This window comes from Bacillus cereus group sp. BfR-BA-01316 (assembly GCF_022664195.1).
Taxonomy (GTDB): domain Bacteria; phylum Bacillota; class Bacilli; order Bacillales; family Bacillaceae_G; genus Bacillus_A.
Genome location: NZ_JAKUGX010000018.1, coordinates 68,617 through 93,340 on the forward strand (window position 1 = coordinate 68,617; position 24,724 = coordinate 93,340).

Below are 24,724 nucleotides of genomic sequence, written 5' to 3' on the forward strand. Positions count from 1 at the left end.
GGTGGAAAAGTTATGAACAAACCAAAACTGTACAAAGTATTAAATACAATTGCTGCTTCAACATTATTACTATCTGCATGTGGGGGTGCCGATAGCGGTAGCAAAAAAGCAAATACGAAAAAAGTAGAAACAAATAAATTTAGTTCTGCTGTAAAAAATGATGGTAAAGAAATTAAAGACGGATCATTAACATATGGACTCGTTTCAAATTCACCTTTCGCTGGTGTTTTAAGTAGAGTATTGTATGAAGTTGCTCCAGATTCAGAAATTATGGATTTCTTTGATGAACAATTATTAGCTACAGATAAAAACTGGGAAATTACAAATGACGGCGCTGCAACGTATACAATTTCTGAAGATAAAAAAACAATTACAATTAAGATTAAAGATAATGTAAAATGGCACGATGGTAACCCTGTAACAGCCGAAGATTTAGAATATTCTTACTTGGTTATTGGTAATAGTAAATATACAGGTATTCGTTACGATACACAAATGCAAATGATTGAAGGTATGGAAGACTATCACGCTGGAAAATCTGACAAAATTTCTGGTATTAAAGTAGTCGATCCAAAAACAATTTCAATTACTTATAAAGAAGTAAACCCTTCACTTAAAACTGGTATTTGGACATACCCTACACCTAAAAAATATTTAGGCGATGTACCAATTGAAAAACTAGCAGAATCTGATAAAATCCGTCAAAACCCAATTGGATTCGGCCCATTTAAAGTGAAGAAAATCGTTCCTGGTGAATCAGTTGAATATGAACGCTTCGATGATTACTGGGGGGGCAAACCTAAGCTAAAAAATGTAATATTAAAAGTTGTAAATCCATCTATTGTTAGTGCATCTCTGAAAAAAGGTGATATTGATATTGCATCAATTACTGCTGATCAATATCCGAACGTAAGTAAATTAAAAAATACACAACTAATTGGTAAAACTGACCTTGCTTACACTTATATCGGATTTAAATTTGGACATATGGACAAAGCAAAGAACGAAGCTGTAATGGATAACGATAAGTTCAAAGACGTTCGTTTACGTCAAGCGATGGCACATGCCATTGATAGAGAAAAATTAGCGGAGAAAGTATATCACGGACTTCGCGTTCCAGCTAACTCTCCAATTCCACCATCTATGCCAAAGTATCATAATAACGATGTTGGTGCATATAACTTAGATGTAGATAAAGCGAAAAAACTATTAGATGAAGCTGGCTATAAAGATAAAAATGGTGATGGATTCCGTGAGGACCCAAAAGGTAATGAACTCAAAATTAACTTCTTAGCTAGTAGCGGTAGTGAAACAAGTGAACCGCTGGCAAAATTCTATATTCAATCTTGGAAAGATATCGGCTTAAAAGTAGAGCTGGTTGATGGGCGTTTACACGAATTTAATGCCATGCGTGACATGATTAAAAAAGATGATCCGAAGGTTGATATTTTCTCTGGTGCTTGGAACACTGGTTCTGATCCTGACCTTTCTGGCCTATGGGGCAAAGATGCTGGATTTAACTATCAGCGCTGGGTAAATGATGAAAATACTAAGTTATTAAACGAAGGATTATCAGAAAAAGCTACTGATGAAAAATATCGTAAAGAAGTATACGATAAATGGCAAAAATTAATTCATGATGAAGCACCGATGATTCCAATTCATTACACATTTGATTTAACAGGTGTTAATAAGCGAGTAAAAAATTATAATGTCAACACTCAAGTGAACCAAATAACTTCACAATGGAAAGACGTTACTGTAACAAGTGAAAAACCAGAAGTAGAAAAATAAACATAAAAATAGCTCTCAGCATTTACTTATATGCTAAGAGCTATTTTTTATTTACAGTCCTTTTCTTGCTATTTATAACAACCAATTCCTTCCCTACTATAAAATTAAAACATTTGCTGAAACATCTTTATTAAAACAGCTAACATAACAGATCCAGCAAATCCACCTAAACAAATTAAACTTACTCCTTGGCTATAAGACAAATTTTGAAATGATTTCATACCTTCCATCCTCCCTATATCCCCTTTGATATTCTTATTTTATCAATGGAAAAAATTTCATAACATCGATTTCGCTGACAACTAACTTACAATTTTGTAAGTTAACAATTTCCCTCTAAACTTATATCTAGTATAGCCATAATCTCCCCCTCTATACATCAAAAAAGACCTCGTATTATATCAAGGTCTTGCTTACACTACAGACTATCTCACTCAATTTATTTTATAATCATAACCGGGCATTTCACACGCTTTGCTATTTTATGACTTACACTACCAAGCACCATCTCTTGCAGTGTATTTAGACCTCTACTCCCAGCAATAACAAGATCTATATCTCCTGTATTTACATATTGAACAATCGTATCTCCTGGATCACCATGTAGAATCGTAATTTTGTAGGAAATGTTCTCTTTCTTTAATAAACCCTCAATCTCTTTTAATTTATCTTTTCGACTAGCTGATATTGTTTCTAAATCCGTTTGTCCTTGTATAATATCTGATTTTGCCGTTCTATTATCTACTACGTACACAACTTCAACATGTGTTTCTTCGTTAAATTTCGCAATATATGTTGCATGCTCGGCTGCTCGAAGTGCATGTTCAGAACCATCACATGCTAATAAAATTTGTTTGTACATATGCTGAATCTCCTTTTCGTTATCCTACTCGTATTATATAATAAAGCCCCCTAAAAAGGAGGCTTCTAACTAGCAATTCTCTTATTATAAGTAGCTAAATTTGAAACAATCTTCGAGCTACGTTCATTTAATCCCGTTATACTTACATTCACATCACTTTGTTCATACTTCATTATAACTTTATCAATTGCTGCTACTGCTGAATCATCCCATACGTGTGCGTGAGTAAAGTTCAGCTCAATTTCTTTCGCATCTTCATTATATGAAAAAGCATTTATAAAATCTGCCGTAGATGCGAAGAATAGTTGGCCGTGAATCTCATATATTTTCTTATTTTCAATATACAAATGTTTCACGTGAATCTTTGCCATATTGAATGCAAATAAAACTGCACTAATTATCGTTCCGATAATTACACCTAATCCTAAATTATGTGTAATTAGGACAATCACAACTGTTACGATCATAACAAATGCGTTTCCTTTTGGTACTTTATGAATTGTTGCTACAGAGTTCCAATCAAACGTCCCAATCGAAACCATAATCATAACAGCAACTAAAGCAGCCATCGGAATATGAACAACGTAATCACCTAAAACAAATAGCAATACGATTAAAAAACCACCGGCTACAAACGTCGATAATCTCCCGCGCCCACCTGATTTAATGTTAATAACAGATTGCCCAATCATTGCACATCCTGCCATTCCTCCGAAGAAACCAGCGACAATGTTTGCAATACCTTGGCCACGTGCTTCCTTATGTTTATTACTTTCCGTATGTGTCATATCGTCTAAAACCGAAGCTGTTAATAATGACTCTAGTAAACCAATAATTGCAAGCATAACTGAGTACGGTAAAATAATACCTAATGTCTCAAGTGTAAACGGTACATCAGGAATACTAAAGAACGGTAATTCTTTCGGTAAGCTTCCCATATCCCCTACTGTTTTCAACTGTAATCCGCTCATAAGTGCAATACTTGTCACAATAATAATTGAAATAAGTGTAGACGGTACAGCCGTCGTAATACGTGGAAATAAATATATAATTGCAAGTCCTAATGCGACAAGTGCATACATTTGCCAAGTTGCATTTTTAAAATGCGTTAATTGCGCTGTGAAAACTAAAATTCCAAGTGCGTTTAAAAAACCACTCATAACAGATTTAGGAACAAACTTCATAAATGAGCTCAGTTTGAACACTCCAAAAATAATTTGAACAATACCTGTTACTATTGTCGCAGCAAATAAATATTGTAAACCGTGATCTTTAACGAGCGTCACCATTAATAATGCCATTACACCTGTTGCAGCTGAAATCATGCCAGGTCTTCCACCAACAAACGAAATTGTAACCGCAATACAAAAGGCCGCATACAATCCAACCGTCGGATCTACACCTGCAATAGCAGAAAAAGCTATCGCTTCTGGAATTAATGCTAAAGCAACAACAATCCCCGATAGCACGTCTCCTCTCACATTTGAGAACCATTCATTTTTTATAGTTTGAAACAAAATAACACTCCTCTACTCTTTAATTCTTTGATTTTCTCCGTAAGAAAATCAGGGCCGACTGCACGAAGGCTATTATATAACGAGTAGAAGATTTTGTGCTATGTAAAAGTTTCCTAAAAAAAGACGCTACCAGCAGCAGCGTCTTTACCCATTTAATGTCCACCATGCCCCTCACCATTTTCTTGAACAATCTCTAACCTCTCATCCAATACACCTTGCGTTTCAAATGAAATATTTTCAGTATTCCCTAATAAGAATCCATGATTGTATGGACCGATTGTTGGATCATCTTTAAACTTCGGCTGAATAGTAGCAAGTAAGTCATAAACTGGTTGTGAAGCTTTTCCTTCCTCTAACAAGACAACAGGGGCATGTTTACCCATATGTGAAAACGGTGCTCCCGCAATTGCTAAGTCTGGTGTTTTACTCGAAACAAACGACAAACCGTGACCAGGTTTTGTGAATCCCCAGCCAAATTTCGTTTTTTCATCTTTAAATTTCGCAAACGCAATCGAATTTTCTGTTGGAGTCTCTCCACTAATCCGTGTTACTTTTCCGTATTTACTTAACTCTTTTTCTATTTCTTTTGAAATGATTTTTTCTGGTCCTAATACATATATATTTGCCTTATCTTTTCTCATTTTTAATGCCTCTATGGTCGCTTCTGGCACCTTATCTTTTTCTGTATATAAAAGTGGCTCTGGCATATGAGAAATCCAATTTACAGCTGGTGTTGTATATAAACGTCCTTCTTCTTCAGATGAACCTATAATAACGCTATTTGGATAATTCCCCGTTATATCGGCATATTCTTTATCAACATCTTTAGCAAATTTAGCTGAATCCGTTTCTTTTATTTGCTTTACTTTATATTCTTTTAATTGCTCAAGCGTAGATCCCCCTGCATCCCCCATCACCATAATTTGCGTTCCATCTTTCGTTCCGAGCGGATTTAATCGTTTGATTTCTTTTAACGTCATTTCGGGTACCTTTTCTTTTTCTATAAATAAAATCGGTCCGTTATTCGGATGATGAATAAGATCCGCACTTGCAATACCTAATTGCCACTCGTTCACTGGCACTAAAATAACAGCACCTGGCTGATTCACTTTATGCGTTGCCGGCCATATTGTTTGCGAAGTTAATACTGCCATTTGCAAAGGATCATTTGTATTTAATCTCGTTACATTTTTTAAACTTGTCGTTAATAAATCATCTGATGCCCCGGCGTTCATTTCTTTCGGCACAGTTACCTCCGGATTCATTTTCATTTCCTTTTGCTCTGTTTTCTTCTCCTTTGTAGATTCATGATTTTTATGATCTGTGTTCGTTTGCCCACACGCCGCAAGACCAGCTGCCGCAATTATTGTTATCCCAAAAATTCGGGTCATCTTTTTCACTATATCGCCCCCGTAATTGTTTTCGAACTAATCTTATTACCTAAAATGGAATTTCAACTTTACAATAACAAGCAATTCTGAAGAAATTATGCAGATGCATTATAATCTGCACCATTTCTTCATGATTTTGCATTACACTTTAAGTAACGACTACAAATACGGAGGGTACTCTATGATCGATATACTACTCGTAGACGATGAACCGAGAATGCTTGAATTATTAACGCTTTATCTTACTCCAATCGGATACAACTGCGTATGTGCAGTATCCGGAGAAGAAGCTATTTCACATATAGAAAATCGAAACTTCAAATTTGTTTTACTCGATATTATGATGCCAAAGATGGACGGGTGGGAAACGTGCAAAAGAATTCGATCATTTAGTAGCGTTCCTATCATTATGGTAACTGCTCGTGATCAAACGGTAGATGTCGTTCAAGGATTAAAACTTGGAGCAGATGATTACGTGACGAAACCATTCCACGAAGAGGAGCTCTTCGCAAGAATTGAAGCTGTTTTACGCCGAACAAATCAACGTACGCAAATCCAATATCACGGCATTTTATGGGATGAGACCAAGCATTTCGTTTCTGTCTATAATGAAGAACTTCTTCTCACTCCAATCGAATTCTCTTTACTCGGATTATTTTTACGTCATGTGAACTACGTATTAAGCCGTGATCAGCTCATTGAAAGAATTTGGGGTTTAAATACAAATACAGAAGATAGAACAGTCGATTCACATATTCGTAATTTACGTGATAAATTACGAAAAGTAAATTTCCCTATTGATCACCATTTAAAAACTGTTTACGGAGTAGGTTATCGATGGATCGATAACCTATATTAAGGAGCAAAACGATGAAGCGAATTTCTATTCAACTCGGATTTTATTTTCTAATTGTTACACTTTTAATCGAAAGTGTTCTATTTGTCTTGCTCTATTATAGCCTTGTAAACAATAGAGTAAATGAAGAAATGACAGCTTTATTAAAGCGCGGAAATAGTCACCGAGATGTCCTTGAAAAGTATTTTGATAAGCAAACAATCTCCCATGTTGCACTAATGGAATCCGAAGCCGAAACCACTGTTATTATTACAAATGCAAATAAGGATGTACTAGCTAAATCCAATGAAATAAATACTACTATAAGAAAACATATTGAAAGAATGCAAACACGAACAGATCATGATGGAGCAATTATAGAGAATCATTGGAAAACATCTAATTATATATGTACAGTTAGTCCAATTGTAGTGGCAGGAAAAACGGAAGGCTATGTATATATGTTTCTCGGAACGGAATCAATCGAAGAAATGGTTAACGGGCTAACAAGACAATTCATTATCGCCGGAGTCATTACTTTTCTATTAACAGCTATCACAATCTTTCTATTATCACGTTTGTTAACAAAACCATTGTTACACATGAAACAAGCGACTGAAAAAATGAGTAAGGGCGATTTATCCGTTTCATTAACAACTACTCGAAATGACGAAATTGGTGAACTAGCATCATCTATTCAAACTCTCGCAAATGATTTACATTATATGAAAACAGAGCGAAGTGAATTTCTAGCAAGTGTTGCTCACGAATTACGAACACCATTAACGTACGTAAGAGGTTATGCTGACATTGCATTAAAAGAAAGCACACCTCCTGAGCAACGTTTACAATACTTATCCATTATAAAAGACGAGTCTGATTATATTACAAACTTAGTTCAAGATTTATTTTCACTCGCTCAAATGGAAAAGCATAACTTTTTCATTCAAGTAAAGGAAGTGCATTTACACACCTTCCTTACTCGCATGACCGAAAAAGTAAACGCGATGTATAAGGAAAGACACATTAAAGTTTCTTTCACTTGTCCTCCTTCACTGTTAGTAAACTTGGATGAACAGCGATTCGAACAAGTTGTAGTGAACATTTTAAATAACGCTTATAGACATTCAAAAGAACATTCTCATATTAATATTTCTGTTACAGAAGAACATAAACGTATTTCCATCAAAGTTGAGGACGAAGGAGAAGGTATTCCCCCTGAAGACCTCCCTCACATTTTCGACCGCTTTTACCGTATTGATAAAGCGCGCTCCAGAGCTACAGGAGGCACTGGTTTAGGGCTCTCCATCGTAAAAGAAATTGTAGAACTACACGGCGGAAATATTACTGTCACAAGTGAAATTGATCATGGATCTTGCTTTACAATTTCATTGCCGTCTATATAAAAACACGACTATACATCAATAGTCGTGTTTTCTTATCCTTTAGGACTTTACTTTATAATATAGATTTACAAACTGACCAAAACGTTTTGTATCCGTCAAAGTTAAATTAATTTCCGGATTCTTTTCTTTAAATAGCGGAATACCAGAACCTAATATGTGAGGTGTAATCGTAACAACATATTCATCAATTAGATTATTCCTAAAAAATCCTCTCAGTAGACTCCCTCCACCGACCATCCATATTTTAGATCCTTCCTGCTCTTTTAACTTTTTTGTAAACTCCACTACATCCCCATCTACAAACTCTACATGTTCGTTTGAACTTTTTTCAGAATTAGAAAAAACATAACATTTCTTATCTAGGTACGGGAATGGTTCCATATGCTCTATCACATAATCATACGTTCTCTTTCCCATGATTATCGTATCAATCGATTCGTACATCTCTGTATAACCGTTGTCGCCTTCTCCTTCTGTTTCGATTAACCACTCTAAATCATCGTCTTCTTTCGCGATAAATCCATCTAAGCTCGCTGCAATAAATAAAACAATTTCACGTGACATATCTTTTCCTCCTTACAGCTTCTATTGATAAAATCATCTTATACGCACTATACTAACCGTAAAACATGACAATTCATGTCATGTTTAAAAAAGAAAAAGGTGATATCCTTGTCAAAGGCAAAACGTTTATTAGATATTCTTATATTTGTTTCTGCGAAAAAAACATTTACAGCCCAGGAAATATCAGATGAATTCAATATATCCGTTCGTACGGTCCATAGATATATTTTAGATTTAAGCGATATGGGTTTACCCATTTATGCTGAACAAGGACGAAACGGAGGATATAAAGTATTAACAAATAAAGTGATTCCTCCTATTTTATTTACCGAAGAAGAAGCGGTCTCCATCTTTTTTGCTTTCCAATCTTTAAGCTACTATCGTAACTTGCCTTTTAATACAGAAATCAATTCTGTTACTCATAAACTATATGGCTCTCTACAAAATGATGCGAAAGCTAAAGTTGATAAAATACGTTCTTATATCGCTTTTTGGAATCCGAAGAGAGCAATTGATACACCACTTTTAAAAGAAGTGTTAACCGCGGCTATTGAAAATAAAATTTTACACTTTCAATACGAATCTAAATTTGGAATAAAAACAAAACATGTTCATCCTATCGGTGTATATGCCCACGATGGTTTATGGTATTTGCCATCCTATGACTTTAGTAGAAAAAAGGTATTACTGTATCGCGTCGATCGTATTCTTTCTACATTATCAACGGAAGAAAATGAAGATACATTCATAAATTTAGAAGAATGGTTTGCCTCTAACTCTAACGTAGTAAACATTCCTACTCAGTTACATGTTTTACTAACGGCAGAAGGCGTGCGCCAATGTAAAAGCGTTCCTTACCTTGAAGAGTTCGTTGTAGTAAACGAAGATGGGACAGGATGTATAAATTCAACAATTGATAAAGGAGAAATCAATTTTATTATCCCTTTATTTTATAGACTTGGAAAAGATGCACAAGTTTTAGAACCGAAAGAATTAATAGATGGTTTACGTGCACGTGCGAAAGACATTTTAAATATGTATGGAGACTAAAAAGGCGTAAGAAAATCCTTCTTACGCCTTTTCAGTATGCAGTATTTTCTCTATCGCTTCTTTTAACAATATCTTTGTTTCTTCAAAGTTATGATTCTTCTTTTCTCCCGGTTGTACCGTATAAAACTCAGCAAACGAACGCTCTTTATATCTCGGTACAACATGCATGTGATAATGCGTTAATTCATTAAAGATTCCACCATTTTGACAAAAACATAAAAACGTGAGCGCCCTATTCTCACGTTTTTATGTTTCACTTTACTAATTCAATTGTTTCTGTAACTTTTATACTATCCTTTACAGATTGAACAATTGTGCAATTTTTCACCGCAAGTTGCAGTGCTTTGTCTAACTGTTCCTCAGTAATACCTTGTGCTTTTATTTTATAGTGCAAATGAACACTTTCAACTGGTTTTGATAAAGCTTCACTTCTACCAATTTCAGCTTCAATTGTAAACGTATCGTATGTAATACGTTTCTTTTCTAAAATCGTTCGAAAAACAATTGCACTACATCCTGCAATAGAAGAAACGAGTAATTCTAACGGTGAATATCCATTTTCTTTCCCGATTATCAACTTGTCGTACGATAAATCTGCTTGAATATTGTCATGCTTAATTTTTATTTTCATACTTCGCTTCCATCTCCACTTTCATCGGTTTCTTCCGTTTCTTACTCATATAATAATATATGTAGCAGAAAATGATAAATGGAATACCACAATATAACGCCATTCGTTGTTCTGGAATAAACGCTAAACTAATAACAACGATGCTATTTGTAATTAAAGCTAAAATTGGAACAAGCGGGTATAGTGGTGTTCTATACTTTAAGTCCTCTAATTTTCCTCCGCCTTTTAAATACTGACTTCTAAAGCGAAGTTGTGATAAAGCAATAATGATCCAACTTGAAACAGCAGATAAACCAGCTATAGATAATAAGTACATATATACTGTATCTTCTGCAAGGAAGCTTGTTAATAAGGATAACGCCGCAACAGCAATCGTTACGACTAGCGCTGTAATTGGAATACCACGTTTATTTACCTTCTTGAAAGAAGTTGGTGCCATTCCTTCATTTGCAAGTGACCATAGTATACGCGTTGCTGCATATAACCCTGAGTTCGCTACAGATAGAAGAGCTGTAATAATAACGAAGTTCATAATATCAGCTGCATATGGAATACCGATTTTATCAAATACAACTACGAATGGACTTTCAATTATCCCTGCTTCTTTCCAAGAAATTAACCCTACTAAAATTGTCATTGTTAAAATGAAGAATAACATAATGCGCCATACTGTATTACGAATTGCGCGTGGAATTGTTTTTTCAGGATTCTGACTCTCTCCTGCTGCAATCCCGATTAACTCTGTTCCTTGGAAGGAAAAGTTAACTGTAATCATCGTAAGAAGCACTGCAGCTAGTCCATTTGGGAATAGCCCACCATCACTTACAAAGTTAGAGAAAAGAGGCGCTGCTTCTTTTCCGTCGTATGGTAAAAATCCTAGTAATGCGCTACCACCAAGTAGAATGAATGCAATAATTGTAACTACTTTAATACTAGAGAACCAAAACTCTAATTCAGCATAACTCTTCGCTGATATTGCATTTGAAGCATATAAAATAACCCCGAATACGAGACACCATACCCAAACATCCACATTCGGAAACCATCTTTTCATCATTAAACCGATCGATGTTAATTCTAATCCTACTGTTACTGCCCATCCAATCCAGTATAGCCAGCCGATCATAAATCCAGTTCCTGGTCCAATAAACTTCGTCGCATACTTTTGGAAAGATCCTGAAACTGGCATTGCTACCGTTAGCTCTCCAAGACAAAGCATTGTTAAATACATAATAAATCCGCCCACTAAATATGAAAGGATGGCTCCCCCTGGTCCAGCCTGATTAATGGTGTAACCTGAACCTAGAAAAAAACCAGTTCCGATTACCCCACCTAGTGCGATCATAAATAAATGTCTACTCTTCATCGTACGATGTAATTTCTCATTCGTTGTTTGCTGCATCTTAATCCTCCCCTACAAGTACCCCTATATCTTGTTAAAATTTTCTGATAATAAAAATATACACGAAAGCGGTTACAATTTCTATATAAAATTAAAACTTTTCTGATAAAATAATATAAAAATCCAATTATTAAGAGCTTGCAATACTAATTTGAGGTAAAAAAGGATTTATAAGGGAAAAACCCTTACATTTATTGTAAGAGTTAACGTATTTCTAATCTTCTAGATAAAATTGATAAACCGTAGTTTACAACGAAATACATACAAGCTACTAGTATAAATGTCGGAATCATATAATTTACATTCTGCCCGCTAATAATTTGAGCATTATGCATAAGCTCTGGCAATGATATAACAACCGCTAATGACGTATCCTTTAACAATGAAATAAATTGACTAACAAGCGGAGGAACCATTCTTCTAAGTGCTTGCGGTAAAATAATGTGCCAAAGCGTTTGGACATATGTTAATCCTGAAGAGCGCGCCGCTTCAATTTGTCCTCTTTCGATAGATAATAAGCCACTTCTAACAATTTCAGATATCATCGCTGCTTCAAATATCGTTAAAGCAACAATTGCGGCTGTTATAATTTCTAACTTCAAACCTGCCTCTGGAAGTGCAAAATACGTAAAAAATATAATTAAAAGAAGTGGTAAATTTCGAATAACTTCAACGATAAAGCCTAGTATTGGTGAGATGACGGGTATTTTTGTATAGCGCAAAGTTCCTATTACACTACCGATAATAAAACTAAGTACAATCGCTACAAGAGCGACTTCTAGCGTGATAAGCAATCCTTTTACTAAAAAGAGTATATGATCTCCTGTAATAGCACCTTGAAAATCCATTTACACCCCCTCCTTTGCCAAGCGTCTTTCCAAATAACGCACTAGCATACTTAGCGGAATTGTTAATACTAAATAAAACATCCCGACAAATATATATACATCAAACGTAACGAATGTCTTCGTTGAAATTAAGTCTCCTTGATACATTAAATCCGCTCCAGCAATAATTCCGAGTATTGAAGAGTTTTTTACTAAATTGAGAAATTGATTTCCTAGAGGAGGAATGACGATTTTCATTGCTTGAGGTAAAACGACATGATACATCGCTTGCGTATAAGTTAATCCTGAAGAACGCGCTGCTTCCATTTGACCTTTCGCGACTGATAAAATACCAGCACGAATTACTTCCGCAATAAAAGCCGCTGTATAAACTGTAAGCGCAACTGTCCCTGCTACAAAACCGTTGAAAGTAATTCCTATTACAGGCAAAGCAAAATAGAGAATGAATGCAATTAATACGAGTGGAATATTTCTAACAAACTCTACATAGGCAGAGCCAATCCAATTCAAAATACGAATAGGTGAAATTCGCATCACTGCCATAATAATTCCTAAAACAAAACTTCCTATTAGCGCAACTACACTAGACATTACCGTATATTTAAATCCTTCTAAATACATATCAATATTATTCGTCAAAATAGAAAAGTCAGGCACATATTCTCCCCTCTTTCTTTATAAGAAGAGGATGAGCATCCCTCACCCTCTCACTCTTACTATTTATTCCAATTGGTATAGGCTAATTATCATTAGAGATAACCCTTCCCCACTGATTAAAGTTTCACCTTATTTTTCTTGCTTTTGACCGATCCATTTTCCATACAATTTATCGTATTCCCCATTCGCTTTCATATCTTTTAATAAACTATTAATCTCTTTCGTTAAATCTTCTGCACCTTTTTGCACTGCAATTCCATACGGTTCATCCGTGAAAATTTTCCCTACAACTTCATAATTAGAATCTTGTTTTGCCATTCCATAAAGAATCGCATTATCTGTCGTTAAAACATCACCTTTACCAGCTTTCAACGCTGTAAATGCCTCACTATAATTCTCAAACTCTAATACTGTTGCTTCTGGTGATTTTTGACGGATGTTATTTGTAGACGTTGAGCCTTTTACAGCCAATACTTTAACGCCTTGTTTCACATCATCAATATTTTTAATATTACTTCCTTTTTTCACAAGTAACGATTGACCCGCTTTAAAATATACATCTGAAAAATCCACTTCTTTTTTACGCTCTTCCGTAATTGTCATTGTCGCAATAATGGCATCAATATCACCATTTTTCAGCATTGGAATACGTGTTTTAGACGTTACTTCTTTCAGCTCTAGTTTCTTTTCATCACCAAGAATTTTCTTCGCAAGCGCCTTCGCGATATCAATATCGAATCCTTCTACCTGCCCTGTTGAAGGATTTTTTAATCCAAATAAATTCGTATCATTTTTCACCCCGACTACTAATTTCCCGCGCTTCTTAATTTGTTCAACAACTCCGCCTTGTTTCGTATTTGTTTCTTTCGCCTCGTCTTTTTTACTTCCACATCCAGCGACAACAAGCACGAATAAGCATGAAAATACAATTAAAGTAAACAGCTTTTTCATTTTAAGCATGAAATTCCTCCTTTAATGATTTAACACTCGGCTTAAAAATAGACGAGCTCTTTCTTGTTCAGGATTTGCAAAAAATTGTACTGGTGTTGTATCTTCAATAATTTGACCATCATCCATAAATAAAATCCTATCTGCTACCTCACGTGCAAATCCCATCTCGTGTGTGACGACAACCATCGTCATGCCTTCTTTAGCCAGCGCTTTCATAACATCAAGCACTTCCCCAATCATCTCTGGATCAAGAGCAGACGTCGGCTCATCAAATAGCATAATTTCCGGTTGCATCGCGAGCCCTCTAGCAATCGCTACCCTTTGCTGTTGTCCACCAGATAGTTGATGCGGATATACACCTGCTTTCTCCGGGATTCCCACTTTCTCTAAATAAAACATCGCTGTTTGCTCCGCTTTTTCTTTGGAAACTTTATTTACTTTAATCGGTGCTAGTGTAATATTTTGAAGCACTGTTTTATGCGGGTATAAATAAAAGTGTTGAAAGACCATCCCAATATTTCGGCGCAATTCATTCATATTTGTTTTCGCATTGTGTACTTCCGTATTTTGTACAATTAATTCTCCATCGGTAATTGCCTCCAATTGATTTATACACCGAAGCAACGTGCTTTTTCCTGATCCCGAAGGGCCAACAACTACTACCACTTCACCTTTTTTCACTTGTACATTAATATTTTTCAAAACTTGAAAGTTACCGTAATATTTATTAACTTTACGAAACTCAATCAACATACTCCCTCCTTCCCCTAACAAAGCATGTACATTCTTTTTATATTCAAAAATAGGCGAAAAAATAACTTTCATCTACATTTTGTCCATAAAAAAAACAAAGGGATTTCCCTTTGCTCTCTCATTCCTATTCTATTAAGATACTTCTTCTTTTTTATCTTTCCCGTATTCATGCTCCCAGAAATCTGCATTTTTAATTCCTAACGACTGCGGATCGAATACTGGATCTTTTCCTTCTTTTTTCTGCTTTTCGTAATCCTTTAATGCGATCAATGCCGGTTTTTGTAATAATAAAATCGCAATAATGTTAACCCATGCCATAATTCCTACACCAATATCTCCTAAAGCCCATGCTGTTGCTGCTGTTTTTACACAACCGTAGAATACAACTCCTAAGAATACAAACTTTAGTACGATAGACATCCAAGGGCGGTCTTTATCACGGTTTAAGTAAGCTATATTCGTTTCTGCAATGTAGTAATACGCCATAATTGTTGTGAATGCGAAGAATAGTAGAGAGATTGCCACGAAACCGTTTCCAAATCCAGGGAAAACAGACTCTACTGCTGCCTGTGTATAACCAGGACCTGGCTGTGCACCATTTAATTTATTGACGATAAAGTTTTTTCCGCTTGCATCAAATACGTTATACATCCCTGTAATAATCATCATAAATGCTGTTGCTGAACAAACAAATAATGTATCAATGTAAACGGAAAAGGCTTGTACTAACCCTTGTTTAGCTGGATGCGATACTTCAGCAGCTGCTGCTGCATGGGCCCCAGTTCCTTGCCCTGCTTCATTTGAATAAATACCACGTTTTACACCCCAAGAAATTGCTAAACCGATAATCCCGCCAAAAGCAGCTTCTAATGCAAATGCACTTTTTAAAATTAACATAAAAGCATCTGGTAATTTTTCAATATTCATACCTACAATTACACAAGCTACTAAAATATAACCAAGCGCCATAAACGGTACTACAACTTGCGCTACGTTAACAATTCGCTTAACTCCTCCAAAAATAATAAGTGCTAATGCCGCTACTAATACCGCTCCTGATACAGAAGTATTAATGCCAAAAGCTGTTTCTAAACTTACAGCAATACTATTTGCCTGAACACCTGGAAGCAGCATCCCCGTCGCAAGAATCGTTGCTGCGACGAACACTAATGCGTACCATTTAACACCTAGTCCTTTTTCAATGTAATAAGCAGGTCCACCGCGAAACTGTCCTTGATGTTTCGTCTTATATATTTGTGCTAATGTAGATTCTACATAAGCCGATCCTGCTCCTAAAAAGGCTACTGCCCACATCCAAAATACAGCTCCTGGCCCACCGAATGCAACCGCTGTGGCTACCCCAGCTATATTCCCTGTCCCAACACGTCCTGATAAAGAAAGTGCTAACGCCTGGAACGAAGAAACACCAGCATCAGATTTCTCCCCCTTAAATGTAAGCTTCACCATTTCTCCTACATGTCTTACTTGTAAAAACCTCGTTCGAATGGAAAAATATAGACCTACTCCTAAACATAAATAGACAAGTGCGGGACTCCAAACAATATTATTTATCAAACTTACGATAGCTTCCAATACTCCTCTACCTCCTTTTGTAAAGAATTTTCAGAATATATAAAAATTATAAGTGTATACCGAATCTATGACAATATTATTTTAATAAAACAAACATATTTTTGTATAAAAAAACAAAGTATATATATATTTTATATACTTTGTTCTCTTATACCTGTATTATATATTCACTATTGCCTCTTGCTTTATAATTCTTTCATACAATTCATCTGATAACTTTTGAAAATCCTCTGGCATATCTTTCCCCTTAAATTTCTTTTGAAGAGTACCATACAAACCGATATCACGAAGTCGTAAAAATAATGGTAATGATTCGTACCAGCTCTCTACTAATTTATGCTCAGATTCATAGCCTTTTCGTAATACTTGTAGCTGTTTAAGAGCAAATACTGTTTTTTCCTCTACAGTCCACGTTGTAAAAAGAACAGAGTAATAAAGAACCATTGCTAAATCATGTATAAAGTAATTATAAGTCGCATCATCAAAATCAAAAATCGTTAATTCCTTACCATCATAATGAAAGTTACCTGGATGAATATCACCATGCATAAGACCAAATGTCCCTCTCTCTACCGGTAGTACCTTTATCTGACTCATTAATATACTAGCAATTTCTTTCACTTTCTCATCTTCTAATTCATTAACAATTGCACTCTCGTCTTCTTCCCACGTATCACGGTAGTCTGTTTTAGGGTAATTCATTGTAAGGCGATGCAGTTGTCCAATCGCTTTTCCCCACGCCTCAAAGTAAGCATCTCCCCAATAAGGCGATTCTTCTCCTTTTACTTGCTCACCTTTTGCATATGTAAATAAAGACGCAAAAAAGAAAGTGCCATCTTCCGCTCCAATTTCTTCTACAAGATTTTGAGATATTGAATTACGAGGTCCTGCTACTTTCGCCCCATGCTCCGCAACATATCGTAAAAAATCTAGTTCAGTCTCTACCTCTTTTTTAGAACGATGAGAAGAATGCGTTAAACGTAATACGTAATCTTCATCATTTTTATCCTTCGCCTTAAAAATATAATTTTCAAAATCACCAAGTGGCTTTTCTTCCACTGTTACATGAAACAAACTTGCTGCTCTTGTTAAAATCTCTTTCGTAAAAACTCGTTCTACAGCTATTTCCATATGTATCCCTCCTATATATCTTCTTAATTCGACATAAATGTGAGAAGTACTGCTATGAAATTGAATAATGCGTGGGCAACCATAGCTGATAAAATAGAATTTGTTTTCTCATATAACCATGCGAATGCTACTCCACTTAAAAAATTCACCGGTAATGTGTTATATGTGGGAATATGAACAACTGTAAATATTATTGAACTTATAAGCACACCGCCCCATATGCCATATCTATCTCGAAAAAACGTATAAAAAACACCTCGATATAAAATCTCTTCATATATTGGTGATATAACCGCCGCTCCAATTACCGCGATACAAAATGAATATATTGATTTATCATTTTGGACCGTATCCGTTTTACTATTTTCAAAGGAAATACCCATTTTCTCCATTATCATTAATACACCAATACTAACTACAATCAAAGAAATAACCGCTACAAATGTCCACAAGAAATCTTTCCATGAAAGCTTCCGAATTCCAATATCTTTCCACGACAGTTTATATCTTTTTATGCAAAAAAGATAAACTACAAACGTAAATATCACTGCCATTATAAGCCCCATTAATACTCCAGCATATAATGAGTTCCCTATTATTTTTAAAGCATAATCATAAAAAAGAGATTCAATCATTACTGGTACAATCAGAAATACGAAAACAAATAAATATAAAATTTCTTTCCATCCCCACATATATTTCAAAGTCATATACACCATCCCTCTACTCCTTATTTCCTTAAGTATAAAAGATGACGTAACGTAACTTTCAAGCCCCTTTTTTCCAAAGAACCCAAGCATAATTTTCTCACAAAAAACAAAAATTAACAGAAGTAACTTTATTCTAAAAGAGGTGGAAATTATGACAGAGAAAGAAGATACACAAAAAAACAATAACAAGAAGCATATGTTTCCATCACTTCCCGAAAACATAAATTACATTGATAACAAGCTCTGCCATTCTGATGATAAAAAAAAATTAGATCTCCCTTTTCAAAACGGAAAAGGAACGATCTTATATATCGAATCTTTAGCAGACCCAAATTTAATTCATCAGTTGGCCCTTGAGCCTTTATTAACTCGATTAGATTTGGCTTTAGATAAAGCTTTTTCTACATTGAATATGAAAAAAGAAACGAATTTAAATTATGGTGTGCAACTTTTATTACAAAGTAAATCGTTATATTTTCATGAGCATGTCGAAAGCTTTTGTATTTTTGAAACAGCATTATCTTTAAAGAGAGCTATAACAGAGCCTGATAATGAAGGGATTGTACGCGGACCACATACTGGTTTCTAGGAAATTTATTAATTGGAATAAAAATTATGCAAAAGTGAAGTTTAAACCTGAAGTAGAAGTGGATATTTTGTATAGCGGTGTCTTAAAGTAAAAGGTTGTATGCCTCATGGGCATACAACCTTTTTATTTTGTATATCGATATACAATCGACTCATACGGTCTTAATATAAGATTGTTTATATCCGTACTCGAATCTTTATAATTTGATAATAAAACTTCTTGCTTCATCTCATCTAATTGAACATCTTCTGGTACAGAGTAAGCAATCTCTTCTCCATAGAAGTTATTTACAACAAGTAATACTTCATTGTCTACAGTACGTGTATATGCCCAAATCTTAGGGTCATTTCCATCTAAAACAGCATATTTCCCTTTTGTAATTACATCATACGTTTTTCTAAGTTCAATTAACTTTTTATAATGATAAAATACAGATCCATCATTTTCTAATGCTTTTTCCACGTTTATTTCTTTAAAGTTTTCAGCTACTGCAATCCAAGGTGTACTTGTTGTAAAACCACTATTCACCTCTTCATTCCACTGCATCGGAGTACGTGAATTATCACGAGATTTTTGTTTTAAAATCTCTATAATTTCTTCTTTTGATAAGCCTTCTTCTTTTTTTATATCGTATATATTTAACGATTCTACATCACGATATTGCTCGATAGAATGGAAGTTAGGATTCGTCATACCAATTTCTTCCCCTTGGTAAATATAAGGCGTCCCTTGCAACATATGCATAGCTGTCGCTAACATTTTAGCAGATTCATTTCGGTACTTCTCATCATCACCAAACCGTGAAACAATACGAGGCTGGTCATGATTACACCAAAATAAAGCATTCCACCCTCCGCCCTTTTGCATTTCGATTTGCCAATTAGACATAATTTCTTTTAATTTAATAAAATCAAAATCTGCTTTCGTCCACTTATCACCATTCGGATAATCTACCTTCAAATGATGGAAACTAAACGTCATACTTAGTTCATTGCGCTCAGGGTTCGAATATTTAATACAATTATCAATTGTCGTAGATGACATTTCTCCAACTGTAATTACCTCTTTCCCTTCAAACACATTTCGATTCATCTCTTGTAAATATTCATGGACGCGTGGACCGTCTGTATAATATTTACGTCCATCATTTGTCGCAGTACTTCCGTCATCGCTTAAGAAACGTTGGTCTTTTGAAATTAAGTTAATAACATCAAGGCGGAATCCAGTTACCCCTTTATCAAGCCAAAAGCGCATCATATCATACACTTCTTCACGAAGCTTTTCATTTTCCCAATTTAAATCAGCTTGTGTCTCGTCAAATAGATGTAAAAAATATTGACCTGTCTTTTCATCATATTTCCAAGCAGATCCACCAAACTTAGACTGCCAGTTATTTTTTTCATCACGCCAAATATAATACTCACGATACGGATTATTTTTGTCTTTGCTCGCCTCTTTAAACCATTTATGCTCCGTAGAACTATGGTTTACAACAATATCGAGCATAATCTCAATATCACGTGCTTTCGCTTCTTCTAAAAGCTCTTCAAACTCTTCCATCGTTCCGTAAGATGGGTCTATACGATAATAATCACTGACATCATAACCATTATCATTTTGTGGTGATTCGTATATCGGTGTTAACCAAATATAATCCACTCCGAGTTCCTTTAAATAATCTAACTTCTCTGTAACTCCTTTTATATCACCGGTTTCTTTATTGTAGTAACTATTAAAGCTCTTCGGATAAATTTGATAGACTACACTTTTATGCCAATCCTTCATGCTTAACTTCCTCCTACTTCTATTTTACTCGTTTCGCAAATAACCATGTTAACGTAAATGGAATTACGACTGCGATAATCATCCCGACAATAAACATCGGAATCGATTTCGGAATGATAGAAATAAATGCTGGCAATCCACCAATTCCAATAGCAGGTGCTAATACACCATTTAAAGTAATGAATATCGCGGCAATAGCAGATCCAATAATCGCTGCATAGAACGGGAATTTATTTCGTAAATTCACACCGAACATTGCTGGCTCTGTGATACCGAAGTACGCTGAGATTGCTGATGTCGATGCCATACTTTTATCATTTTGATTTTTAGAAATCCAGAACATCGCTAGTGCCGCACTACCTTGTGCAATGTTAGAAAGAGCAATCATCGGCCAAATAAATGTACCGCCGTGCTGTGCAATTAATTGTAAGTCAATCGCAATAAACATATGATGCATACCTGTAATTACAAGCGGTGCATATAATGCTCCAAATAATATTGCCCCGAGTACTGGTACCGTTTCATATACTCCTACTAATCCAGCTGTTAATAAATCTCCAATATGACGTGTAACTGGACCGATAATTCCTAATGCTAATACACCTGTTACAACGATTGTTGTAATTGGTACAACTAATAATTGAATTGCATTTGGTACATGTTTCTTTAAGAAGATTTCAACTTTACTTAATACGAATGCTGCTACTAAAATGGGTAAAATTTGGCCTTGATACCCTACCTTTTCAATTTGGAATAGTCCTAAAATATCGAAGTACTCAATCTTTTGTCCCTCTAAACCAGTCGCTGCCTTTCCATAATCCCACGCGTTTAATAAGGCCGGATGCACAAGCATTAATCCCATAACAATACCTAGTATTGGGCTACCGCCAAATCGCTTCGTTGCTGACCAACCAACAAGTGCCGGTAAGAATACGAATGCTGTATTGGCCATCATATTAATTAAATCCCAAAGCCCGCCTAAGTTCGGATAAACATCTAATAAATTTTTACCATCAAAAAATAAGTCCTTTGCCCCTAATAAATTGTTAATCCCCATCAGTAAACCAGCTGTTACAATCGCTGGTAATATCGGCATAAATACATCTGAAAATACTTTTACAAACTTTTGAGCTGGATTTAACTTTTGGTTTCCAGAATCTTTTACGTCAGCTACTGTCGATTCTTCCATACCTGCAAGCGTTATCAATTCAGCGTATACTCGATCGACATCACCTGGACCAATTACAATTTGAAATACCCCAGCGTTATGAAACGCTCCCTTTACTAATGAAACAGACTGCAATTTATCATTATCTATTTTACTTTCATCTTTTAAAGCGATACGGAGCCTCGTTACACAGTGCGCAGCTTGTTCAATATTGTCTTTCCCACCAATATACTGCAACACTTCTTCTGCTGTTTTACGATAGTCTTTCCCCATATTCCCGTCCCTCTTTTCTTTTTTTGATACCGTTTACACTTATATATTAACTCGTATATATAAGTTAGTCAACACTCGTATATATAAGTTGGTGATTTTTTTATAAATAAAGAGATGGAACGATTATTTCGCTCCATCTCTTTATTTTCTTCGCGCCACATCCGAAAAGTGAAAAATATCTAAACGGTGGCGTGATTCCGTATATTCGAACTGACTCCCATCGTATAAATGAGTAAAGTTTTTTACAACGACAACATAGTCTGTTCCATTTAAATCTAAATACTTTCGGTCATCATCTGTACATGGTTGTACTTCAATTACCCGCTGTGAATAGCTAATATGTAGCCCTAATTCTTTCTCAATGTATTTATAAATCGATGCAGTTGCAATTTCTCTCGTTAATCCTGGAATATATTCCGATACAAAATGGTTTATATCTAAAATTACTTTTTCTCCATCAATATTTCGTACACGTTTAATATGATCTATTTCCGTTTTTTCTTTCACGTTTAATAACTTTACTACATCTTTCGTCGCTTTCATTTTCTCTATTTCCACGACTTCTGTAATACAGTAACGTCCTAAACGTTCATTTTCTTCTTGAAAACTTACAATACCACCAAAGTTAAATTCAATGTTTTTGCGCTTTAATACAAAAACACCTTTTCCGTGTATTTTTTGAACATATCCACGCTCTTGCAATAAATCTACAGCTTTTCTTACAGTACCCCTGCTTGCCTCGTACTGCTTCATTAATTCCGTTTCTGATGGAATTTTGCATCCTTCTTGTAATTGTTTATTATCAATAGATTTGCTGATTTCTGTATAAATTTGTTCATACTTACTCATCATCTACAATAGCCCCTTGTCACCTTCTAGTTCTATATGTATTATACCACGCTATACTCTTCTGCCAATCTCTCACTTATTTTCCAGTACAAGAAAACTATAGGTAAATATTTAGTCTCTAAAACGTATTTTTATAAATTTTTCTTTTCATTCAAAAAAACATGTAGTATACTAACTTCAAAATCAGAGGAGAAAGGGAGCAAAGAACTATGCTTACTTATACAACTGTAGTTACATTTGCACAAAAACATCATCATCATACGTAACCCTTGAAACCTAGCGGAAAAATTACGCGTAGGTACAAGGGTTATTCCCGTTGTACCTACGCTTTGGCAAAGAGCCATGTAGGTATTTTTTATCTACATGGCTCTTTTTTTATTGCCAAAAATGCTAGTAAAAAATGATGTTTAAGCAAAACTTACTACAAAGGAGTCAACAAAAATGGAAACGAAAAAATGGGGATTATGGATTTTAACAGCTTTTGTTATCGGGAATATGGTTGGCGGTGGCGTATTTATGCTCCCAGCAAATTTAGCACACGTATCAGGTCCAATGGGATCTACACTTGCATGGAGTATTACAGGACTTGGTGTATTTATGATTGCACTCGTATTTGGAAATTTAGCAATTCGTAAACCAGAATTAAAAGCAGGACCACAAAGTTACGCCCAAGCGATGTTTACTTCCCAAAAGGCAGGTAAAGTTGCAGGATATAGTATGGCTTGGGGATACTGGGCTGCTAACTGGGCTGCTACAGCATCTGTAATTATTTCCTTTGCAGGATATTTATCAACATTCTTCCCAGTTTTACAAAGTAAGCAAATTCTCTTTTCAACAAACGGATTTTCATTAGAACTTGGAAAAGCTTTAACCTTCATAGTATGTAGTATGATGCTATGGGGAATTCAATATATTCTTTCTCAAAATATTGATAGAGCAGGAAATATGAACCTTCTTGCAACAATCGCAAAAATCATCGGATTTACAATGTTTATTGTAATCACATTATTCATTTTCAATGCCTCTAATTTCGGGGACGGTCAAACATTTATGAATGAAGCTGGACAACCTATTTCGTTGGGTGGACAAATAAATTCAGCTGCTATTGCAACACTTTGGGCGTTTATCGGTATTGAGTCAGCAGTTATGCTCTCTAACCGCGCAAAATCTCAGCACGATGTTAAGAAAGCTACGATTTTCGGATTAATCATCGCTCTTCTTATTTACATGGCAATTACTCTACTAACAATGGGCGCTCTTCCACAAGACGTTTTAAAAGAGTCTCAAAAACCATTAGTGGATGCACTAAATTTAGCAATTGGTACTAAGGGTGCTTATATAATGGCCTTACTTGCACTCGTATCTTTATTCGGCTCTACTGTAGGATGGATCGTTGTTAGCTCAGAAGTACCTTACCAAGCAGCAAAAAATGGGATTTTCCCTAAGTTTTTCGGAAAAACAAATAAAAAAGGAAGTCCTTCAAAATCATTATTTATTACAAATGTGATGACACAAATTTTCTTATTTTCAACGATTTCTGGTACTGTTTCAGAAGCATATAATTTCGCTATTGTTGTAGCGACATTAGCATATTTAATCCCGTACCTTGTTTCTACCTTGTACCAGTTAAAATTAGTTATTACGGGGGAAACGTATGATATAATGCCTGGATCTCGAATAAAAGATGGGATCATTACTGCACTAGCATTTTTATATTCCATTTGGGTTATTAAAACAGGAACTGCTGATTTAAAAACGTTCTTCTTAGGAATTGGGTTGTTTGTATTAGGCCTTATTCTTTATCCAATTTTAATGAAAGATTCACAAAAAAAATAATAAAAAAGAGAAGCTTTCTAAAATGTACCCTATAGAATAGACACTTAAAAAAAGTCTATTCTATAGGGTATTTCTTGTATAATAAGAGGAAAATTGGGATCGGAGAATGTTCAAAATGACAAAAAAGCT

22 protein-coding genes and 2 pseudogenes are annotated in these 24,724 nt (G+C 35.2%); 6 read left to right on the forward strand and 18 right to left on the reverse strand.

From position 1 onward, the window contains the following. The first annotated feature begins 12 nt into the window (after nucleotides 1-12). Nucleotides 13-1,794: an oligopeptide ABC transporter substrate-binding protein gene (gene opp4A / locus MR071_RS15090; protein ID WP_242236644.1), complete on the forward strand. Its 1,782-nt coding sequence runs from the start codon at nucleotides 13-15 to the stop codon at nucleotides 1,792-1,794. Nucleotides 1,795-1,898: 104 nt separating this feature from the next. On the opposite strand, the gene MR071_RS15095 is transcribed toward opp4A, so the two are convergent. The 4 genes from MR071_RS15095 to MR071_RS15110 all read right to left on the reverse strand — a co-directional run bounded on the left by MR071_RS15095 (nucleotide 1,899) and on the right by MR071_RS15110 (nucleotide 5,573). Beyond that, the gene (locus MR071_RS15095; RefSeq protein ID WP_002125236.1) at nucleotides 1,899-2,015 is read right to left on the reverse strand and encodes a DUF4027 family protein; all 117 of its coding nucleotides are present in this window, start codon (nucleotides 2,013-2,015) and stop codon (nucleotides 1,899-1,901) included. A 218-nt stretch (nucleotides 2,016-2,233) separates the two neighbouring features. Continuing rightward, nucleotides 2,234-2,656, reverse strand: coding sequence for a universal stress protein (locus tag MR071_RS15100; RefSeq protein ID WP_002159291.1), 423 nt, complete (start codon nucleotides 2,654-2,656; stop codon nucleotides 2,234-2,236). A gap of 65 nt (nucleotides 2,657-2,721) precedes the next feature. Then, nucleotides 2,722-4,173: a SulP family inorganic anion transporter gene (locus MR071_RS15105; RefSeq protein ID WP_242236646.1), complete on the reverse strand. Its 1,452-nt coding sequence runs from the start codon at nucleotides 4,171-4,173 to the stop codon at nucleotides 2,722-2,724. A gap of 152 nt (nucleotides 4,174-4,325) precedes the next feature. Then, nucleotides 4,326-5,573: a cell wall-binding repeat-containing protein gene (locus tag MR071_RS15110; RefSeq protein ID WP_242236648.1), complete on the reverse strand. Its 1,248-nt coding sequence runs from the start codon at nucleotides 5,571-5,573 to the stop codon at nucleotides 4,326-4,328. A 121-nt stretch (nucleotides 5,574-5,694) separates the two neighbouring features. Between MR071_RS15110 and MR071_RS15115 the strand changes: the two genes are divergently transcribed. Both MR071_RS15115 and MR071_RS15120 read left to right on the forward strand, forming a co-directional pair. After that, nucleotides 5,695-6,423, forward strand: coding sequence for a response regulator transcription factor (locus MR071_RS15115; protein ID WP_242236684.1), 729 nt, complete (start codon nucleotides 5,695-5,697; stop codon nucleotides 6,421-6,423). Between the two features lie 11 nt (nucleotides 6,424-6,434). Next, complete coding sequence (locus MR071_RS15120) at nucleotides 6,435-7,805, forward strand: sensor histidine kinase (RefSeq protein ID WP_242236650.1); 1,371 nt, start codon at nucleotides 6,435-6,437, stop codon at nucleotides 7,803-7,805. A gap of 39 nt (nucleotides 7,806-7,844) precedes the next feature. On the opposite strand, the gene MR071_RS15125 is transcribed toward MR071_RS15120, so the two are convergent. After that, a complete protein-coding gene (locus MR071_RS15125) occupies nucleotides 7,845-8,369 on the reverse strand; it encodes a dihydrofolate reductase family protein (protein ID WP_242236652.1) in 525 nt (174 codons plus the stop codon). Nucleotides 8,370-8,477: 108 nt separating this feature from the next. On the opposite strand from MR071_RS15125, the gene MR071_RS15130 reads away from it, so the two are divergent. Continuing rightward, nucleotides 8,478-9,419 (forward strand): helix-turn-helix transcriptional regulator, encoded by a 942-nt coding sequence (locus MR071_RS15130; RefSeq protein ID WP_242236654.1) that lies wholly within the window; start codon nucleotides 8,478-8,480, stop codon nucleotides 9,417-9,419. A 21-nt stretch (nucleotides 9,420-9,440) separates the two neighbouring features. Here MR071_RS15130 and MR071_RS15135 read toward each other — a convergent pair. From MR071_RS15135 to MR071_RS15180, 10 genes and pseudogenes are all read right to left on the reverse strand, one after another. Next, nucleotides 9,441-9,629 (reverse strand): annotated as a pseudogene (locus tag MR071_RS15135) (HIT family protein); the annotation flags it as partial. A 43-nt stretch (nucleotides 9,630-9,672) separates the two neighbouring features. After that, the gene (locus MR071_RS15140) at nucleotides 9,673-10,050 is read right to left on the reverse strand and encodes an OsmC family protein (RefSeq protein WP_105586113.1); all 378 of its coding nucleotides are present in this window, start codon (nucleotides 10,048-10,050) and stop codon (nucleotides 9,673-9,675) included. Further along, nucleotides 10,034-11,452, reverse strand: a complete 1,419-nt coding sequence (locus tag MR071_RS15145; protein WP_242236657.1) for an amino acid permease — start codon at nucleotides 11,450-11,452, stop codon at nucleotides 10,034-10,036. The genes MR071_RS15140 and MR071_RS15145 overlap by 17 nt, the downstream gene beginning before the upstream one ends. Before the next feature lie 203 nt (nucleotides 11,453-11,655). Further along, on the reverse strand, nucleotides 11,656-12,300 hold the full coding sequence (locus tag MR071_RS15150; RefSeq protein WP_242236660.1) for an amino acid ABC transporter permease: 645 nt from the start codon (nucleotides 12,298-12,300) through the stop codon (nucleotides 11,656-11,658). Further along, the gene (locus MR071_RS15155) at nucleotides 12,301-12,957 is read right to left on the reverse strand and encodes an amino acid ABC transporter permease (RefSeq protein WP_105586116.1); all 657 of its coding nucleotides are present in this window, start codon (nucleotides 12,955-12,957) and stop codon (nucleotides 12,301-12,303) included. A 129-nt stretch (nucleotides 12,958-13,086) separates the two neighbouring features. Beyond that, nucleotides 13,087-13,917 carry a glutamine ABC transporter substrate-binding protein GlnH gene (glnH, locus tag MR071_RS15160; RefSeq protein ID WP_105586117.1) on the reverse strand — a complete coding sequence of 277 codons (831 nt, stop codon included), beginning with the start codon at nucleotides 13,915-13,917 and terminating at the stop codon, nucleotides 13,087-13,089. 12 nt (nucleotides 13,918-13,929) lie between these two features. Beyond that, nucleotides 13,930-14,733, reverse strand: a complete 804-nt coding sequence (locus MR071_RS15165; RefSeq protein WP_305037871.1) for an amino acid ABC transporter ATP-binding protein — start codon at nucleotides 14,731-14,733, stop codon at nucleotides 13,930-13,932. Between the two features lie 60 nt (nucleotides 14,734-14,793). Further along, a complete protein-coding gene (locus MR071_RS15170) occupies nucleotides 14,794-16,254 on the reverse strand; it encodes an alanine/glycine:cation symporter family protein (protein WP_242236666.1) in 1,461 nt (486 codons plus the stop codon). 159 nt (nucleotides 16,255-16,413) lie between these two features. Then, nucleotides 16,414-17,385: a phosphotransferase enzyme family protein gene (locus MR071_RS15175; protein ID WP_242236668.1), complete on the reverse strand. Its 972-nt coding sequence runs from the start codon at nucleotides 17,383-17,385 to the stop codon at nucleotides 16,414-16,416. A gap of 23 nt (nucleotides 17,386-17,408) precedes the next feature. Beyond that, nucleotides 17,409-18,095 carry a CPBP family intramembrane glutamic endopeptidase gene (locus MR071_RS15180; RefSeq protein ID WP_105586197.1) on the reverse strand — a complete coding sequence of 229 codons (687 nt, stop codon included), beginning with the start codon at nucleotides 18,093-18,095 and terminating at the stop codon, nucleotides 17,409-17,411. A gap of 151 nt (nucleotides 18,096-18,246) precedes the next feature. Here MR071_RS15180 and MR071_RS15185 point away from each other — a divergent pair. Further along, nucleotides 18,247-18,681, forward strand: a pseudogene (locus MR071_RS15185) (spore germination protein); the annotation flags it as partial. 126 nt (nucleotides 18,682-18,807) lie between these two features. Here the strand turns inward: MR071_RS15185 and treC are convergent. The 3 genes from treC to treR form a co-directional block, all read right to left on the reverse strand. Further along, nucleotides 18,808-20,469, reverse strand: coding sequence for an alpha,alpha-phosphotrehalase (gene treC / locus MR071_RS15190; RefSeq protein WP_242236673.1), 1,662 nt, complete (start codon nucleotides 20,467-20,469; stop codon nucleotides 18,808-18,810). A 19-nt stretch (nucleotides 20,470-20,488) separates the two neighbouring features. After that, the gene (gene treP, locus MR071_RS15195; RefSeq protein WP_242236675.1) at nucleotides 20,489-21,910 is read right to left on the reverse strand and encodes a PTS system trehalose-specific EIIBC component; all 1,422 of its coding nucleotides are present in this window, start codon (nucleotides 21,908-21,910) and stop codon (nucleotides 20,489-20,491) included. A 141-nt stretch (nucleotides 21,911-22,051) separates the two neighbouring features. Next, nucleotides 22,052-22,762, reverse strand: coding sequence for a trehalose operon repressor (treR, locus tag MR071_RS15200; RefSeq protein WP_242236678.1), 711 nt, complete (start codon nucleotides 22,760-22,762; stop codon nucleotides 22,052-22,054). A gap of 438 nt (nucleotides 22,763-23,200) precedes the next feature. Between treR and MR071_RS15205 the strand changes: the two genes are divergently transcribed. Further along, nucleotides 23,201-24,595 carry an amino acid permease gene (locus MR071_RS15205; RefSeq protein ID WP_105586123.1) on the forward strand — a complete coding sequence of 465 codons (1,395 nt, stop codon included), beginning with the start codon at nucleotides 23,201-23,203 and terminating at the stop codon, nucleotides 24,593-24,595. Nucleotides 24,596-24,724: the final 129 nt, after the last annotated feature.

What these genes read in the sequence shown, in the direction of transcription:
- opp4A (WP_242236644.1), top strand. Translation starts at nt 13, where the DNA reads ATGAACAAACCAAAACTGTACAAAGTATTAAATACAATTGCTGCTTCA.
- MR071_RS15095 (WP_002125236.1), bottom strand. Translation starts at nt 2,015, where the DNA reads ATGAAATCATTTCAAAATTTGTCTTATAGCCAAGGAGTAAGTTTAATT.
- MR071_RS15100 (WP_002159291.1), bottom strand. Translation starts at nt 2,656, where the DNA reads ATGTACAAACAAATTTTATTAGCATGTGATGGTTCTGAACATGCACTT.
- MR071_RS15115 (WP_242236684.1), top strand. Translation starts at nt 5,695, where the DNA reads ATGATTTTGCATTACACTTTAAGTAACGACTACAAATACGGAGGGTAC.
- MR071_RS15120 (WP_242236650.1), top strand. Translation starts at nt 6,435, where the DNA reads ATGAAGCGAATTTCTATTCAACTCGGATTTTATTTTCTAATTGTTACA.
- MR071_RS15125 (WP_242236652.1), bottom strand. Translation starts at nt 8,369, where the DNA reads ATGTCACGTGAAATTGTTTTATTTATTGCAGCGAGCTTAGATGGATTT.
- MR071_RS15140 (WP_105586113.1), bottom strand. Translation starts at nt 10,050, where the DNA reads ATGAAAATAAAAATTAAGCATGACAATATTCAAGCAGATTTATCGTAC.
- MR071_RS15145 (WP_242236657.1), bottom strand. Translation starts at nt 11,452, where the DNA reads ATGCAGCAAACAACGAATGAGAAATTACATCGTACGATGAAGAGTAGA.
- MR071_RS15150 (WP_242236660.1), bottom strand. Translation starts at nt 12,300, where the DNA reads ATGGATTTTCAAGGTGCTATTACAGGAGATCATATACTCTTTTTAGTA.
- glnH (WP_105586117.1), bottom strand. Translation starts at nt 13,917, where the DNA reads ATGCTTAAAATGAAAAAGCTGTTTACTTTAATTGTATTTTCATGCTTA.
- MR071_RS15165 (WP_305037871.1), bottom strand. Translation starts at nt 14,733, where the DNA reads ATGAAAGTTATTTTTTCGCCTATTTTTGAATATAAAAAGAATGTACAT.
- MR071_RS15175 (WP_242236668.1), bottom strand. Translation starts at nt 17,385, where the DNA reads ATGGAAATAGCTGTAGAACGAGTTTTTACGAAAGAGATTTTAACAAGA.
- MR071_RS15180 (WP_105586197.1), bottom strand. Translation starts at nt 18,095, where the DNA reads ATGACTTTGAAATATATGTGGGGATGGAAAGAAATTTTATATTTATTT.
- treC (WP_242236673.1), bottom strand. Translation starts at nt 20,469, where the DNA reads ATGAAGGATTGGCATAAAAGTGTAGTCTATCAAATTTATCCGAAGAGC.
- treP (WP_242236675.1), bottom strand. Translation starts at nt 21,910, where the DNA reads ATGGGGAAAGACTATCGTAAAACAGCAGAAGAAGTGTTGCAGTATATT.
- treR (WP_242236678.1), bottom strand. Translation starts at nt 22,762, where the DNA reads ATGATGAGTAAGTATGAACAAATTTATACAGAAATCAGCAAATCTATT.
- MR071_RS15205 (WP_105586123.1), top strand. Translation starts at nt 23,201, where the DNA reads ATGGAAACGAAAAAATGGGGATTATGGATTTTAACAGCTTTTGTTATC.